We start from the raw sequence: 15763 nt of genomic DNA, 5'->3' as shown, positions 1-15763 counted from the left end.
TCTCCTCGATCCGATTGTCGGCCTTGACACGTGCTCGCGTTTCGGATGCGGGCACGCAGCGATCGTAAACCCGGCCGAGAAGCTACCGGTCCGCTGCAGAGTGCGCGTAGAAGATCATCTCTCGCCCCGGCCGGTCCGGCGCGTCGCGCACCTCGCCGACTGTGAACCCATGATCGACGAGGGCACTTTCCACCTCCTCACGCTCGCGGAACCGGAGCGTCGAATCCGACGTCAGAACCTCACCGTCACCGGCGAAGACGTACGTCCACCGAAAGCTGACCAAGGGCCCATCGACCTCGGTGGTCTCCAGCCAACTTTCCACCCGGCCCACCCCCGGAATATCGCGCACTGCACAGGAGTCTCGCTTGTTCCACTCGGTCCAGGCCGTGCGTGCGGGAATGCGAGTCTCGAACACCAGACATCCGTCCGGACGCAGCACATCGCCGATTCGTGTCAGCGTGAGCGACCAATCCTCGTCATCGACGATGGCCTGCGCGACATTGCCCGTCATCGTCACCAGATCGACTTGGAGTGCCGGTAGGTCCCCGGCGTACCCCTGAACCCACCTGACCTGCTCGGCACCGGGTTTGCGTCGGGCCACTGCCAATGATCCGGCGGCCGGATCGAGCGCGGTGACCGCGATCCCGCGAGCCGCCAGGCGCAAGGCCAAAGTCCCTGTCCCGCAACCGACGTCGAGTACTCGGCGCGCATTCGATTCCTCGGCTGCCGCCACGTACACGTCCAGATCGGAGCGATCACCCTCGAGCATGTCGTAGATCGCCGTCAATCGAGGATTCTCGAAGATTCGATCGGGCATCGACTCGATCCCCTTTACAGTCGCGCCCTGATCGCTGCGTGTAGATCCCGCAGTCCCGATCGCTCGGTGGTCACTTCCAGCACTCTGATTCCCGTGGCACGGCCGGTGAGTTCGGTTGCCAGATCGGCCAAGTCGACCAATCGATGCTCCACACGATAGGCACCGCACAGCGCGCCGAGATCCATGCCGTGGGGTGTGCCGAACACTCTCTCGAACACCCCCGCGTACTGCGGGTCGCCCTGTTCGAGGAGCTCGAAGATGCCGCCGCCGTCGTCGTTGGCGACCACGATCGTCAGGTCGTCGGGACGCGGTTCACCGGTGCCGATGAGCAGGCCCGCTGCGTCGTGCAGAAATGTCAGATCGCCGAGAAGCGCTATGGTGCGGCGCTTTCCGGCCATCGCGGCACCGATGGCCGTCGAGACGGTGCCGTCGATGCCGGCCACGCCACGGTTGGAGAGAACCTTCACGTCCGGGGTCGGGGTCGCCACCAGGGCCGCGTCGCGCACGGGGTTGGAGGCTCCGAGCACCAGCTGGTCTCCGGGCTGCAGCGCGGACATCACCACGTCGGCCACGTGCAGCCCAGTCGGCTTGGGATGCTCTCGAAGTTGCTCGTGCACAGCCAGTTCGGCCTTCTCGGACAGAGCGGCGCAGCGCGCGATCCAGGCAGGGTCGGGCGCGCCGGTGGTGACTGCGCGAGTGCCGGTGGCGAGGACGTTGCCGGAGACGTCGGGCCAGCGCGGTCCGGTGGTCAGCGCGATGACGTCGACCGCAGGGTCGGCCAACAGAGCCGAGACCTGGCGATGCAGCGTAGGCCGCCCGGTGATGACTGCCTGGCGCGGCTTCAACTGCGCGAGAGCCAAAGGATGCAACGGGATTCCGTGCAGGGGCGCCGTCGGCTCGGCGACGGTCGGCAGCCCGGCAAGCTCCGGACGCACGGCACCGCCGTGACCGGAGACGACCACGGTGTCGATCGTCAGATCCAGTTCGACGGGAACGTCCAGTGTCGCCTGGGTGGTCGAGGTCCACGGCATTCCGTCGGGCCGACCCTCCGGACGGGCACCCGGGTCTCCGATCGCAGGCACCAACGGCTCACGCAGCGGGATGTCGAAGTGCACCGGGCCTGCGTTGCCGGAGCGTGCGCCGCGCGCTGCGGCGATGACCCGTGAGACCGCACTGCGCCACTGACTGTTCTGCTTGGGCCCTTCCTCGGCGAGCCCGAGGCTGATCGTCGCGCGGACCTGAGATCCGAACAGGCCGAGCTGCTCGATGGTCTGGTTCGCGCCGGTCCCGAGCATCTCGTACGGGCGGTTGGCGCTGATGACGATCAGCGGAATGCGTGCGTAGTTCGCTTCGAGAACAGCAGGCCCCAGATTCGCGACCGCGGTTCCCGACGTCATCACCACAGGGACGGGCTGACCGCTGCCCAGGCTCAGCCCGATGGCCAGAAAGCCGGCGGTTCGCTCGTCGATCCGCATGTGCAACCGCAGACGACCGGCGACGTCCGCCTCCTGCAACGCGAACGCCAACGGAGCGTTCCGCGAGCCGGGACAGAGCACGACGTCTCGGATCCCGCTGCGCGCCAATTCGTCGACGACTGCGGTGGCCTGGGCGGTGGACGGATTCACAGTTTCCAGAGTGTCAGATGCGTCGGTCAGCCGCCGCAACCGGGCTTTGACAGTATTGAGGTGTGCGTACAGTCTTTCGGCCCGACGAGGTCGCTCCCGGTCGCTTCTACCAGCTCCTGACCGCTTCGGTGGTACCCAGGCCCATCGCGTGGATCTCCACCGTCTCCGCCGACGGTGTGGCGAACCTCGCCCCCTACAGCTTCTTCACGGTGTCCTCGGTGGTACCGCCCGTCGTGCAGTTCACCTCGGTGACCCGCAAGGACAGTCTTCGCAACATCGAGGCCACGGGCGAGTTCGTCGTGAACCTGGCGACGGCACCGTTGGTGGATCAGGTCAACAGCAGTTCGGCGAGCTTCGACCACGGCGTCAGCGAATTCGAAGCCGTCGGGATCGAGAGCGAGCCCAGCACCGTCGTGACACCACCGCGCGTGGCCGCCGCTCCGATCGCCATCGAGGCGACGCTGCATCGCGTCGTCGAAGTGGGTAACTGCTTCGTCGTCATGGGCACCGTCGTCGCTCTGTCGGTCCGTCCCGAATATCTGGCCGAGGACGGCCTCCCCGAGTTCGACGCCATCGCCCCGCTGAGCCGCCTCGGCCGTACCGAGTGGGGCTTGCCGCCCGAGGTTCGCGAAATCGAGCGCCCTTCTTGATTCGCTGGTCGCTGCTGGTTCTCGTCACCGTCGGACTGACGGTCGGTGCGGACGCCCTCGGGGTTCCATCGGCAGCCCTGTTCGTCGCGTTGCTGGTGGCGGTGATCTTCGCTCTCGCAGGTTGGGCACCGACCACGGGCACCGAGCGCGCTCCGCTGCCGCGACGGCTCGGCATGGCGGCTCAGGCGGTGCTGGGCGTCGAGATCGGGACGCTGGTGCAACGAGACACACTCGGCTCACTGGGCGATGCGTGGTTGCCGGTGCTGCTGGCATGCGTCGGAACGCTCCTGTTGTCCATCGCCGCGGGCGCGCTGCTGGGACTGCGCAAGGACATCGATTCACTGACCGGTGCGCTGGCACTGGTCGCGGGCGGCGCGTCGGGCCTGGTGGCCATCGCCCAGGAACTCGGCGGCGACGAACGCGTCGTTGCGGTGGTGCAGTACCTGCGGGTCGTTCTCGTCACCACCACCCTGCCGCTGGTGGCCACGCTGGTGTTCCGGGCGCAGCCGGGGCACTCGACCGCGATCGCCGATTCCGGAGCTCCGCTGTACGTGGACCTGGCTTTCGTGCTGGTCTGCGGCGCGATCGGCGTACTGCTCGCGCGTGCGCTGCGCTTTCCTGCCCCCGCATTGCTGGGCCCACTGATCATCGCCACGTGCGCCGATGTCCTTGGGTTCTCGTTCGACGCATCGGTTCCCACGTTGCTGCTGTGGGCGGCGTACATCGTGATCGGGTGGCAAGCGGGTCTGCGATTCACCGTCGCGAGCCTGAAGTCCATCTCGCGGGTGCTGCCGTCCGCGTTGCTGCTCATCATCGCCGTCACCGTCGGGTGCGCGTTGCTGGGGCTGTGGTTGGCCTCGTCGACGGGCACCAGCGGATACGAGGGCTACCTCGCGACCACCCCGGGTGGGGTGTACGCGGTACTGGCGATCGCGGCATCGACCGGAGCGAACGTCACGTTCGTCGTGGCAGCGCAGGTGATCCGAGTGTTCATGATGCTGTTCGCGGTGCCGATGGGAGCGAAGGTCGTCCAGCACTACCGACGAGATCGACCCGAGTGAATCGACGCGACCCCATTCGGAGTTAGGGTCCACTAATCTCGCCGGCATGGCCAAGTACGTCAAACCCGATCACCCGGCGTTCTACCGTCTGCACGTCCTCGCGGCCGAGAAGATCAGTTCCGGTTTCGTCAGAATCACCCTCGGGGGCGAGTCGCTCGCGGACTACCGGTACATGGGCTACGACCAGTGGTTTCGACTGTTCCTGCCGCAACCGGGGCAGAGCGAACCCCGCATACCCAGCACGACCTCCAAACTCTGGTACGCCCAGTATGTGACCTTCTCCAAGGACACCAGACCGGTGGTTCGCAACTACACCGTCCGCGACTTCCGGCCCGCAGGCCAGGGCCGATTCAGCGCGGGTGCGGAGCTCGCCGTCGACTTCGTCGCACACGGCGGCGAACACGGCGAGGCAGGTCCGGCGTCGTCGTGGGCTGCGCAGGCCGTACCCGGAGACCGCGTCGCGATTCTCGACGAGGGGCGCATCTACAACCCGGACACCGAACCCTCGTGGCAGTTGCTCGTCGGCGACGAAAGTGCTGCTCCGGCAATTCTCGGCATACTGCGATCCTCGCCTGCGGACCTGCGGGCCGTGGTGTTCGTCGAAGTCCCCACCGGGGCCGACATCCAGCATCAGGACGTGCCGCCGGGCGTCGAGCTGAACTGGATCGTCCGACCCGATCGGCATGCCAAACCCGGCGAGGCCGCACTGACCGCCGTGCAGCAGGCCGAACTTCCCGGCGGCACCCCGTACGTCTACGTGGCAGGCGAGCAGGGCCTGGCGACGGGCCTGCGCAGATACCTGGTGAACGACCGCGCAGTACCGAAATCCAGCATCTGCTTCACCGGATACTGGAAGTTCGGTAAAGCCGCCGGATAGCACTGGATTAGTGTCATCTCACATGTCCGGCTTGGGAAAAGGTCACACGGTCGTCACCGACTCGGTCGAGGTGGACGGCGCGTCGTTCGCCTCGCTGCGAGCCCGTCCTCTCCCCCGCGCCGAGCGCTACGAACTGGGTCGACGCCTACGCGAGAAGGTTCCGATCGCCTCCCTGGGTGACTGGGCGGCACCGCCGGATCGACCCGACCCGGTCAAGCAGATCGACTACTCGCACCAGGGCCGCATCGAGTGGCTGATACCGACGCGCCTCGAGCGGATGGTCGAGTCCCCCTACGGCTTTCTCCGCGGCACGGCCATCGTCATGGCCCGAGACGTGGCGATGCTGCCGTCGACCGGCATCAACCCGGTCATCAGCGGCGACGCCCACCTTGGCAACTTCGGTTTCTACGCCTCACCGGAACGTGACCTCGTCATCGACCTCAACGACTTCGACGAGGCCCACCCGGGAGCCTGGGAGTGGGATCTACGACGCCTCGCCGCGAGCATCTGGGTGGCCGGGCGGCAGAACGGCCGCACCGAGGATCAGTGCCGTGACGCCGTCACCGCCTGTGTGTCCGCGTACCGCATCGAGGTGGCCAGACTTGCCGACGAGCCGCTGATGTCGCGTTCGTTCCAGCGTCTGACCGCCGAGAAGCTGCAGCGTGACGCCACCGAAGGCTCGCTGCGCAAGGAGATCAAACGCGCCACCAAGAAGGCGCGTCGACGCACCAGTGACCGCGTTCTGCCGCGTTTCACCGAGAAGCACGAGGGCAAGCGCAGAATCGTCGAGGAGCCGCCGATCACCACGCGCATCTCGGCGAAGGACGAGGAACTTCTCGCCGTCGGACTGGACGAGTATCTGCTCACCCTCACCCCTCACTGGCGTCGAGTGCTCGGTGGGTACACGTTGATCGACGTTGCGCACCGCGTGGTGGGCGTCGGCAGCGTCGGCCTGCGGGCGTACGTGGCTCTGCTCGAGGGCACCAGTGAGGACGACGTGGTGTTTCTCCAGCTCAAGCAGGCCAGACGCTCGGTGCTGGCGCCGTACGTGCACGGCGAATCGGCCTGGCACGACCATCAGGGGCAACGCGTCGTCGAGTATCAGCAGGATCTGCAGACCGTCAGCGATCCGCTACTGGGCTGGACGACCATCGCCGGACGGCAGTACTACGTACGGCAGTTCCGCAACATGAAGGGGACCATCGACCTGTCGTCGATCGATGCACCCGCGCTGGTCGACTACGCACGGGTGGTGGGCCGTCTGCTGGCCAAGGGTCACGCGCGCACCAGCGGCGCGTCGATGATCTCGGGATACACCGGCGATTCCGATGCCCTCGAGGTGGCGCTGTGCCGCTTCGCGCAGCTCTACGCCGATCAGACCGAGGCCGACTGGGAGTGCCTACGGCAGTGGCGTGGTTGAGTGCCGTGGGGGGCACATAACCACGCCACTGCGCGGAGCGCACTACGCGTGCTTGGCGACCAGGTCACCCACGCGAGGCAGTGCCTCGATGACGTTCTTCTTCGCCGAGCCACGCAGGCTGCCGTAGAACTTCTTGACGACGGACTTGTCGGTCTCCTCGATGCGTGCGTCGGTGACCGAGAGCAGCGCGTCGGATGCGGCGTCGCCGTTGGCGACGAGATAGTCACCGAACGTGCCCTGCGGGGCAGCGTTGTACGACTGCCAGAACGGGTCGAGCTTGTCGACGAAATCGGGCCACAGAGCCGAGACCGCGCTGTCGATGTACGACGGCCCGACCTTCTTCACTGCGCCGTATCCCCCCTTGACCGCGAGGCCACTCGCGCCCTTCTTGTCCGCGACCTCGGCATCGATCAGAGCCAGAACGTCGACGCGCAGAGCGTCGGCCTTCGACTCGTCGAGCAGCGAATCCTTGAGTGCAGCAACCACTTCGAACTTCCTCCCAGATGTGTCAGCGGCCCCGTCGCGGACCGGGCGCAACACTACCGCAGAAGGGCGTGGCAACGCCGAACTCGCTCGATCCACCACTGCGTGCGATCGGCATCGGCATCGAGCTCGATCAGCGCCTGGGCGTCGGGTTCGAGGCTGCCGACGGGGTACGTTCCGTCGACCACCTCCGGCGCAGGTGCGACGTCTCGAACGAACAGTGCGCCCGTTCCAAGACCGCAGGCGAATTCGAGGTGCGGCAACGCCGCGGCAGCGGCCAGACCGGCCGAGATTCCCACCGCCGAATCCAGAGCACTCGACACCACCACCGGAACGCCGTACTCCCCCAGCTCGCCGGCCAGCTCGAGCACCGCGCGCATCCCACCGAGCGGGGCGACCTTGAGCACCGCGATGTCGGCTCCGCCTGCCCGGACGACCTTCATCGGATCCTCGGCTCGGCGAATGCTCTCGTCCGCTGCCACGCGAACTCCCGGAGCCCGGCGACGAAGTTCGACGAGTTCGGCAACGGTGGCGCACGGCTGCTCGGCGTACTCGAGCGGACCGTCGGCGGTCAGGGCCGTCAGCGCCGCTACCGCCTCGTCGACGGTCCAGCCTCCGTTGGCGTCGACGCGAACCCGCGGGACCAGCTCGCGCACCGCGCGCACCCGGGCGACGTCGTCGGCGAGCGTCTGCCCTTTCTCGGCCACCTTCACCTTGGCGGTCTCGGCCCCGGGAGATCGGCTCAGCACCGATGCCACCTCCGAGGCCGCCACGGCGGGGACGGTCGCATTCACCGGGATGCGTCGACGCAGTGGGCTCGGCGGGCCGTCCCACGCGGCCTCGATCGCCGACGCCAACCAGGGTGCCGACTCGACGTCGTCGTATTCGGGGAACGGTGAGAATTCACCCCACCCGGCCGGCCCACGAACGAGCATCACCTCGCGGGTGGTGATGCCGCGGAACTTGGTCCGCATGGGCATCGAGAGCACGTGCGCGCCGTCCAGAATGTCGTCGATCGGGGGGATCATTGCTGCCCCGGGAGCAACTGCACCATCAACGCCTCGCAGTCGGCCAACAGGGTGCCGTCGAGATCGGTGAGCCGAGCGTTGATGAACGTCTTGCGCCCCTCGACCCGATCCACCGCGCCCTCGACGACCAGCTCGGTGTTCAGCGGCGTCACCTTGCGGTAGTTGATGTGCAGGTACGCCGTCCGGCTGATGGGCCTGCCGTAGGCGTGCTGGATCAGGCCGAAGAGGTCGTCGAACAGCAGCGGCAGAGTGCCGCCGTGCGCGGCGGAGTTACCACCGAGGTGGAAACGACGGAACATGCCTCTGCTGCGCACGCCCTCGGCGTCGATCTTCTCGATGATCCACGGCAGCAACAGCAGCGAACCGCGACCGGGCAGCCGAGGAACTCGTCCGGCGGTCTGTCGCCCCTCGGCCACCACGTGCGGGCTCAACAGCTCGATCAGTTCCCTGGTCTTGTCCGCTGCTGCCTCGGTCACGTCGGCAGGCAACGAGGTGGACACCGCGAGGTCCTGCACCGTGCGCAGCGCCTCGAGCAGCTGCCCGTACTCCGGGCCCACCTTCGCCGGCACGAAACGCGGGAAGCCGCCGTGGTGGTCGTATTCGGGGTCGGAATCTCGGTCGAGCTCGATCGGGTCGGTCATGACTGCACGCTAGCTGCACCGACCGTTCGGCACGGAGTCAACCCCGGCCACCGTTAAGCTGGCGCCCGTGACCTTCACTCCCGCACTGTGGCGTCCCGTTCCCGGCTTCGAAGACCTGACCGATATCACGTATCACCGCCACGTGTCCGACGCGACCGTGCGAGTTGCGTTCGATCGGCCCGACATTCGCAACGCTTTCCGGCCGCACACCGTCGACGAGCTCTACCGCGCCCTCGAGCATGCACGGGTGAGCTCCGACGTGGGAACGGTGCTGCTCACCGGCAACGGTCCGAGCAGCAAGGACGGCGGCTGGGCGTTCTGCTCCGGTGGCGATCAGCGCATTCGCGGGCGCAGTGGTTACCAGTACGCCGACGGGGAGACGGCCGACACCGTCGACAAGGCCCGCGCCGGACGCCTGCACATCCTCGAGGTGCAGCGCCTCATTCGCTTCATGCCCAAGGTGGTCATCTGCCTGGTCAACGGCTGGGCGGCAGGAGGCGGGCACAGCCTGCACGTGGTGTGCGATCTGACTCTCGCGAGCCGCGAGCATGCCCGGTTCAAGCAGACCGATGCCGATGTCGGCAGCTTCGACGGTGGTTACGGCAGTGCGTATCTGGCGAAGATGGTCGGTCAGAAGTTCGCCCGCGAGATATTCTTTCTCGGCGAGACGTACTCGGCCGAGGAGATGCACCGGATGGGCGCAGTGAACAAGGTGGTCGATCACGACGAGCTCGAGAACACCGCGATCGAGTGGGCTGCCAAGATCAACGCGAAATCACCTCAGGCACAACGAATGCTGAAGTACGCCTTCAACCTGCAGGACGACGGCCTGGTGGGTCAGCAACTGTTCGCCGGTGAAGCCACCCGCCTGGCCTACATGACCGACGAGGCCGTGGAGGGTCGCGACGCGTTCCTCGACAAGCGCGAGCCCGACTGGTCGCCGTTCCCCCGATACTTCTGACCTACCGGTGATTTCGACGTCGAACCGCCGAAACCACCACAGTGCTGCGGGCGCTCTGCGAGCCTGGTTCACCCAGCCCTACGACTATCGCTGGATGGCGGACTTCCAGAACTCCCGGCCCGCCGGAAGAATCATCCGGTGGGTGTTGGCATGCCTGACGCTCAATTTCGGTGTGCTGGCTGTGGTGTCGTTGTTCTCCGAGGACACCACACGCAGCCCGCTCGCCATCGCCTGGAAATCGGCTCTGATCGTCATGGTCGTGGCCGTCAGCACGGCCTGGATCATCAGACCGTTTCCCGGCCGGCTCGGGGTGGTGGCCTTTGCGGTCTTCGCCGATCTGGGGACGGCGTCGACGCTGTGGATCAACCCGCTCACGGACGCCCTGCTGACGTGCACGCTGTTCGCCGTGATCGGAACGTTCTGCACGTTCTGCCTCAGCCCCCGCTGGCTGCTGGCGCACCTGGTGTTCGCGGTGACATGCACCCTCGTTGCCGCCGCAGCGACGTACTTTCGCGGGGAGGTGGACATCGCATCACTGATCTTCCGGACGAACGTCGTGCTGCTCACGATCGCCGCAGTTCCGCTCGTCTCGCATCTGTTGATCACCATCCTGACCGACGATGCGCGTCGTTCGTTGCTCGATCCGTTGACCGGCCTGGCCAATCGTCGCGGTCTCGACGCTGCCATCGACGATGTGTGGCCACGCGGCCGAGAGAAGGATCAGTGCTCGGCGGCAGTGATGATCGACATCGACCGGTTCAAATCGGTGAACGATCTCTACGGGCACGAGGAAGGCGACGCGGTCATCCTGCGCGTCGCCCAGCGTCTACGCGCACACCTGGGCGAATACGGTGTGGTCGCGCGCACCGGCGGGGAGGAGTACCTCGCCGTCGTCTCGACGTCCCGCCTCCACATCGACGCGCTGGTCCACGGGGTGCGCCGAGCACTGCGCGATCCCGAGGATCCGATTGCGGTGACGGTCAGCGTGGGGGCTGCGATCGTGCACGCGGGTTCACCGGTGTGGGATCAGAACATCGACGTCGTGACGCGGGCAACGCGGATGGCGGATTCGATGATGTACGAGGCGAAGGCTGCCGGTGGTAACCGAATCGCGACGACCGAACTGTGAGAGTGGAGCCTGCGGAACCACCTCGGCTGACCGTGGTATCCATGCGGGGTGGACATCCTCGCTTCTCGGACAATTCTCCGACCCGTCGACTACGAGAGGACTCTCGCGTTCTACCGTGACGGTCTGTCGTTGGCGGTGTGTCGCGAATACCCCGGCGGGACGGTGTTCTTCGCGGGTCAGGGTCTGCTCGAGATCGCTGCGCATCATCGCGGCGACGAATCGGGTTCGTTCTCCGGCGCGCTGTGGTTGCAGGTACGCGATATCGCCTCTGCTACAGAGGAATTGACGGCCGCCGGGATCGAGATCGTGCGTGAGGCACGCACCGAGCCGTGGGGACTGATCGAGATGTGGATCGAGGATCCGGACGCGATTCCCATCGTGCTGGTGCAGATCCCGCAGGATCATCCGCTGCGAAAGGACAACCGCTAGCCCGTCGACGCGTCGTCGGCGATCGCGCGCAGCACCGCCGTTGCCGACTGCGGCCTCGACCACAGATACCCCTGAGCCAGAGTGCACCCGAGTTCGAGCGCAGCGTCGGCCTGTTCGCGACTCTCGATGCCCTCGACGATCATCGTCAGATCGAGATCCTTCGCCACTCCGGCCAACGACCTGATCATCGCCCGTCCGGCCACGGTGTCGACGAATCGCGTCAGGTGCCCGTCGATCTTGATGCCGTCGGGCTGAAGGGTCACCAGCCGTTCGAGTGAGGACCAGCCCGAACCGAAATCGTCCAGCAGCACCCTGAAGCCGAGCCGATGCACGTCGTCGATGTGCCTGCGCAGCAACGGCCCCGGCGTCACGGCGGTGGTCTCGGTGAGCTCGAGCGAGATCGACGACGGCGACACACCGGAGGACGCGATGGCGCGCTGCAACTGACTGACCCCGTCGGGATGGGCCAGGTGGCGTCCCGAGATGTTGACGGTCAGCCGCAGGTCCGGACGATGGACGTGCCACTTCTTCATTTCGACCGCGGCCTGCGCGAGCACACTGAGGTCGACGTCGATGATCAGTTCACTGGCTTCGGCGAACGGCACGAAGTCCGCAGGCACCACCATCCCGCGAGTGGGGTGATGCCAACGCGCCAAGGCCTCGAAGCCGACGATCTTCTCGGTCCGCAGATCCACGATCGATTGGAACCAGGGGACGATGTGGCCGTCGGCGATGGAGTCGGCGATGTCGTTGTCGCTCCCGAGCCGGCTGACGCCCGATCCGACGCGGCGATGCAGGTCGAGTTGTTCCTCCAGCACCGACGCGAACTGTTCGAGTTCGCGCATCTGCTCACCCGAGAGCGAGCGCGGCGTGCGATCGAGCAGGCAGAGGGTTCCGATCACCAGGCCCTCGCGCCCGCGCAGCGGAACCGACGCGTAGGACGCGATGCCGTTGTCGTCGAGGATGGCGCGCTGCCGGGTGGTGGCATGGACGCGTCCGTGCGCCACGACGGCGGGTTCGCCGGAGCGCACCACGTCGTCGCAGAGGGTGTCGGCTCGTACGACCGTCGACACCGGCGGTCCGCCGACGTTGACCAGCGTGTACTGAGTGTCTTCGTCGAGCACGTTGAGCTGCGCGATGGCGAATCCGACGCTGCGTGCGGCGAATTCGACCGTCGACCGCAGAGCGGGCGTCGTCGCCTCGACATCGAGGTATCGACGAGCCGAGTCGCTCTGCCGGCGAGACCGAGAGCGCGCGGTGTCCGCGACCTCACCGTCCACCGGCATCACCTCGCAACGAACCGCCGGGCCCGTTCTGGAACCGGATCCAGGTGAGCTTAACCGGGCCACATCTGCAGTTTCGACCGATAGGCAATCCGAGAGCGGTCACAACGACGGATAGCGCGTATGGAGCAGCCGATGCCGCAGCACCGCCGCGGCGAGTCGCTTGCCTTCGTCCGTCGCGACCGAGCCGGACGGCTGCGGCCCCGACGCGTGAGCCGGTTCCGGCAACTCGAACGCCCCGAGGGCGCTCAACTCGGCGACCAGGGTCCGAGCGAGCGGCTCGGCATGCTCGGCAGCAGGCTCCTCGCCGGAATGCGTCCACCCCTCGGCCCGCAGCAGACGCGCCAGGTCGTCCGCCGTCGCTTCCACGTCGGCGACATCGTGACCGACGATCATGCGAGCCAGAACGACCTCCGCGGCAATCGTGTCCGGGTGATATTCGGTGCCGACGATGCCTGCGGTGAGCACGCGCCACAGCCCGTCGGAGCTGAGCTGCCGAGTTCGGGCCGTCGGTACCAACCGCCCGGCGGACCGACGCAGCAGACGCACCCTCATCAGGAGGCGTCGGACGATCAGTACCTTCTCCGTGTCGAGTTCGCGGCCGACATACAACGGACGTTCGGCCGGAGGAAACACCGTGTTCGCGATGCCGGCCACCACCTCGTCCGGCAGGTACCCGGCGTCGGTCAACGCGACGCCGTCCCCGATGCATCCGATGAAACTCTCGAGCCTGCGCACACACCCGTACACCGGCTCGGCGGCCTCGTGCAGAGCCTCGCGCAGCCCCAGATACAGCTCGGCCCGCGGAGCGCTGTAGTTGCTCCACAACTCGATGCGGTGGTCGAGCAGCTGTTCGAGCAGAACTGCCTCGGAGTCGTCCTTGCCTCGATCGGAGGTCAGCACGGCATCGGTGACGCCGCGTCGACGCATGGCCAGAGCGTTGGTGCCGAGCGGTCGCCCACCGGGCTTCGACGGCTCGAACTCGCCGGCGATGGTCGCCACTTCCAGCGTCTCACCGATCTTTTCCACGATGGCCCGCTCGACACCGGTCGGGGCGTCCTGCCAGGTGACGAGCTCGGTATCGACGGCACCGATGCCCGACTGTTCGGTGGCGGCGCGATAGTGCTGCAACCACGCGGCGTCGTCGGGTGCTCGCACCAGCTCCTCGGTGACGGCGCTTCGGGCGATCTCCGCGTATCCGACGCGTCCGAGCCGGTCGAGCAGGTCACCGAGGGCATGTGCGATGTCGACCGCGCGATCGGGCCCCTCGGCCGCGTGACGCAGATACACCCACAGATAGGTCTGTACGGAATGTTGCGTCGGGCCCGCAGGCGGAGACACATCCACCAGACCGTCCCAGCCCAGACGCGCGTCGGCGGCGAGCGCGGGATCGACGGAATCGAAGTACGACAGAGCTGCCCACACCGCGTCGTCCATGCCCGATCCCTTCACGATGTTCCACTGTTCCACAGCGACTCGATCTCGGGTGACAACCGCGGACCCCGTAGGTGCTCCCGTCCGCGATCGAGCCGTGCGACTAGCCTCGAGTCCGTGCTCGAGAGCGTATCCATTCCGTCGGGGCCTGCGGCGGCGGAGATCATGCCGCGGCTGAGCCGCATGCTCGCAGGCGACGGCCCGGCCCTGCTACCCGTGCCCACCGACGATCCGCGTGAGACCGAACGCCTGCACGACGCGCTGGCACCGGGAACCCCCATCGACGACGGCGTCGCCCTGGTCGTCGCGACCTCGGGAACGACGGGTGTCCCCAAGGGAGCCATGTTGTCCGCTTCTGCACTGGTGGCCTCGGCGACGGCCACCGAGGAACGACTCGGCGGACCGGGGTCGTGGCTGCTGGCATTGCCCGCACACCACATCGCCGGAATGCAGGTACTGCTCCGCAGTGTGCTCGCCGGAACCTCGCCCGTCGTGATGGACGTGTCGAGAGGTTTCGATCCCTCCGCTCTGATCGACGCGGTTGGCCTGATGTCGGGACCCCTGCGCTACACCTCACTGGTCCCCGGACAATTGGTGAAAGCATTCGAGATCCCCGAAGCGATCGCGGCCCTCGCCTCACTGGACGCAGTCCTCCTCGGCGGGGCCGCGACACCGGCACCGCTGCGAGAGAAGGCACAGGACGCGGGCATCCGATTGGTGCGGACCTACGGAATGAGCGAAACGGCAGGCGGCTGTGTGTACGACGGAGTTCCACTGCACAGCACCGTCGTACGCATCGACGACGGCAGGGTCGTGCTGGGTGGAAAGACCGTGGCCTCGGGCTACCGCGGGCTACCCGATCATCCGGCGTTCGCCGAACCCGGATGGTTCCGCACCGACGACGCCGGAACCATCGTCGACGGGGTCCTGAGCATCTCCGGACGACTCGACGAAGCGATCTCGACCGGCGGACTGACCGTCGTGCCGCAGGTCGTCGAGGCTGCACTGGCGACACACCCCGCAATACGAGAATGCGCCGTCGTGGGATTGCCCGACGAGCGACTCGGCCAGAAAGTGGTGGTCGCAGTCGTCGCCTCTGCTCCGGTGACATTGGCGGACCTACGTACCCACGTTGCTGCCTCGCTCGACATCACCGCCGCACCACGCGAGTTGTATCTACTCGACTCACTACCCACACGAGGTCCGGGAAAACTGAACAGGGCCGAACTGCGCACCGTGCTGCAGAAACTCTGAGTTGCGGCGCACTCTCGTCGAGCACTGTGGTTGTGCGCGGTGGTCTTCGATCGGCCGCTGGGGCGCCCGGTCGACCGCAAACGCGCGCGCAGTTGTCAGGTGCGCGCCCGGTCGACCGCAAACGCGCGCGCAGTTGTCAGGTGCGCGCGCAATAGTGGGCGAACAGGTGGCGAACTTGCGCGCGTTCGGCAAACGCGCGCGCGTTTGCGCCGGAGTGGTCATTCGAGCGGCGTGCCTTGATGGTGCACCAGTTCCCATCCGGTGTTCGTGCGCCGCCACAGCGAGGTTCTACGGGCGCGCATCTTCGACGTTCGCGAAATCCACTGCAGCAGAACATAATCTGCACCGATCACCCGTCCGACGGGTTCGATCATCTCGATCTCGACGGAGACTTCGCTACCGAGCATGTCGAGTATCGACGACTTGTCCCACACCGTGCCCGACGCTCCGACCTCGGTGAAGTCGTCGGCGAGCAGACGGGCAAGCCTCTCGCGATCGCGTCGACATTCGGCAGTCTGCAGCTCTCGTTCGAGGTCGAGAACCGTCGACACGTCGTTGTCAGCGCTGGGTCGACCGGCAGAGGCAGGCGGCATGGGATGCACTGTCTCACGCACGAATGCGCGCGCAATTGCCAGGTGCGCGCGAAACAGTGAGCGAACAGGTGGCGAACC

General features: G+C 66.6%; 16 protein-coding genes. 8 read left to right on the top strand and 8 right to left on the bottom strand.

All coding sequences use genetic code 11. The features are described from left to right. Nucleotides 1-82: 82 nt before the first annotated feature. Both CH296_RS15370 and menD read right to left on the bottom strand, forming a co-directional pair. On the bottom strand, nt 83-817 hold the full coding sequence (locus CH296_RS15370) for a bifunctional 2-polyprenyl-6-hydroxyphenol methylase/3-demethylubiquinol 3-O-methyltransferase UbiG (RefSeq protein WP_032393930.1): 735 nt from the start codon (nt 815-817) through the stop codon (nt 83-85). 14 nt (nt 818-831) lie between these two features. After that, on the bottom strand, nt 832-2442 hold the full coding sequence (gene menD, locus CH296_RS15365) for a 2-succinyl-5-enolpyruvyl-6-hydroxy-3-cyclohexene-1-carboxylic-acid synthase (RefSeq protein WP_094685129.1): 1611 nt from the start codon (nt 2440-2442) through the stop codon (nt 832-834). Between the two features lie 62 nt (nt 2443-2504). Here menD and CH296_RS15360 point away from each other — a divergent pair, with 62 nt between their 5' ends. Genes CH296_RS15360 through CH296_RS15345 form a run of 4 tightly spaced genes read left to right on the top strand, consistent with a single transcriptional unit; the run spans nt 2505 to nt 6450 of the window. Beyond that, nucleotides 2505-3092: a flavin reductase family protein gene (locus tag CH296_RS15360; RefSeq protein ID WP_032393928.1), complete on the top strand. Its 588-nt coding sequence runs from the start codon at nt 2505-2507 to the stop codon at nt 3090-3092. Further along, complete coding sequence (locus tag CH296_RS15355) at nt 3089-4153, top strand: AbrB family transcriptional regulator (protein WP_094685128.1); 1065 nt, start codon at nt 3089-3091, stop codon at nt 4151-4153. Before CH296_RS15360 ends, CH296_RS15355 begins: the two co-directional genes overlap by 4 nt. A 46-nt stretch (nt 4154-4199) precedes the next feature. Further along, nucleotides 4200-5030, top strand: a complete 831-nt coding sequence (locus tag CH296_RS15350) for a siderophore-interacting protein (RefSeq protein WP_094685127.1) — start codon at nt 4200-4202, stop codon at nt 5028-5030. A gap of 22 nt (nt 5031-5052) precedes the next feature. Beyond that, entirely contained in the window at nt 5053-6450 is a 1398-nt protein-coding gene (locus tag CH296_RS15345; protein ID WP_045198973.1) for a DUF2252 domain-containing protein, read from the top strand. 42 nt (nt 6451-6492) lie between these two features. Here CH296_RS15345 and CH296_RS15340 read toward each other — a convergent pair whose 3' ends face one another. From CH296_RS15340 to CH296_RS15330, 3 genes are read right to left on the bottom strand one after another with little or no spacing between them, the layout of a single operon-like run. Next, the gene (locus CH296_RS15340) at nt 6493-6936 is read right to left on the bottom strand and encodes a hypothetical protein (RefSeq protein WP_032393924.1); all 444 of its coding nucleotides are present in this window, start codon (nt 6934-6936) and stop codon (nt 6493-6495) included. Between the two features lie 53 nt (nt 6937-6989). After that, complete coding sequence (locus tag CH296_RS15335) at nt 6990-7961, bottom strand: o-succinylbenzoate synthase (protein ID WP_094646907.1); 972 nt, start codon at nt 7959-7961, stop codon at nt 6990-6992. Then, nucleotides 7958-8602, bottom strand: a complete 645-nt coding sequence (locus CH296_RS15330; protein WP_032393922.1) for a PaaI family thioesterase — start codon at nt 8600-8602, stop codon at nt 7958-7960. The genes CH296_RS15335 and CH296_RS15330 overlap by 4 nt, the downstream gene beginning before the upstream one ends. Before the next feature lie 67 nt (nt 8603-8669). On the opposite strand from CH296_RS15330, the gene CH296_RS15325 reads away from it, so the two are divergent. From CH296_RS15325 to CH296_RS15315, 3 genes are read left to right on the top strand one after another with little or no spacing between them, the layout of a single operon-like run. Next, nucleotides 8670-9563: a 1,4-dihydroxy-2-naphthoyl-CoA synthase gene (locus CH296_RS15325; protein WP_032393921.1), complete on the top strand. Its 894-nt coding sequence runs from the start codon at nt 8670-8672 to the stop codon at nt 9561-9563. A 7-nt stretch (nt 9564-9570) separates the two neighbouring features. Continuing rightward, complete coding sequence (locus CH296_RS15320) at nt 9571-10692, top strand: diguanylate cyclase (RefSeq protein ID WP_254923975.1); 1122 nt, start codon at nt 9571-9573, stop codon at nt 10690-10692. 48 nt (nt 10693-10740) lie between these two features. Then, nucleotides 10741-11121 (top strand): VOC family protein, encoded by a 381-nt coding sequence (locus CH296_RS15315; RefSeq protein ID WP_032393920.1) that lies wholly within the window; start codon nt 10741-10743, stop codon nt 11119-11121. On the opposite strand, the gene CH296_RS15310 is transcribed toward CH296_RS15315, so the two are convergent. Together CH296_RS15310 and CH296_RS15305 are read right to left on the bottom strand one after the other, a co-directional pair. Then, nucleotides 11118-12401: an EAL domain-containing protein gene (locus CH296_RS15310; RefSeq protein ID WP_256980468.1), complete on the bottom strand. Its 1284-nt coding sequence runs from the start codon at nt 12399-12401 to the stop codon at nt 11118-11120. The genes CH296_RS15315 and CH296_RS15310 overlap by 4 nt on opposite strands. 105 nt (nt 12402-12506) lie before the next feature. Next, a complete protein-coding gene (locus tag CH296_RS15305) occupies nt 12507-13856 on the bottom strand; it encodes a hypothetical protein (protein ID WP_094629673.1) in 1350 nt (449 codons plus the stop codon). Nucleotides 13857-14003: 147 nt separating this feature from the next. On the opposite strand from CH296_RS15305, the gene menE reads away from it, so the two are divergent. Further along, nucleotides 14004-15092, top strand: coding sequence for an o-succinylbenzoate--CoA ligase (menE, locus tag CH296_RS15300; RefSeq protein ID WP_094629672.1), 1089 nt, complete (start codon nt 14004-14006; stop codon nt 15090-15092). A gap of 218 nt (nt 15093-15310) precedes the next feature. Here the strand turns inward: menE and CH296_RS15295 are convergent, their stop codons facing one another. Next, nucleotides 15311-15685 carry a DUF4440 domain-containing protein gene (locus tag CH296_RS15295; protein ID WP_094685124.1) on the bottom strand — a complete coding sequence of 125 codons (375 nt, stop codon included), beginning with the start codon at nt 15683-15685 and terminating at the stop codon, nt 15311-15313. Nucleotides 15686-15763 lie beyond the last annotated feature (78 nt).

It is taken from the genome of Rhodococcus sp. 14-2496-1d (genome assembly GCF_002259365.1).
In the GTDB taxonomy this organism is placed as follows: Bacteria; Actinomycetota; Actinomycetes; order Mycobacteriales; family Mycobacteriaceae; genus Rhodococcoides.
The sequence above is the reverse complement of the archived record's forward strand: the minus strand, read 5'-3'. Positions and strand labels throughout refer to the sequence as shown.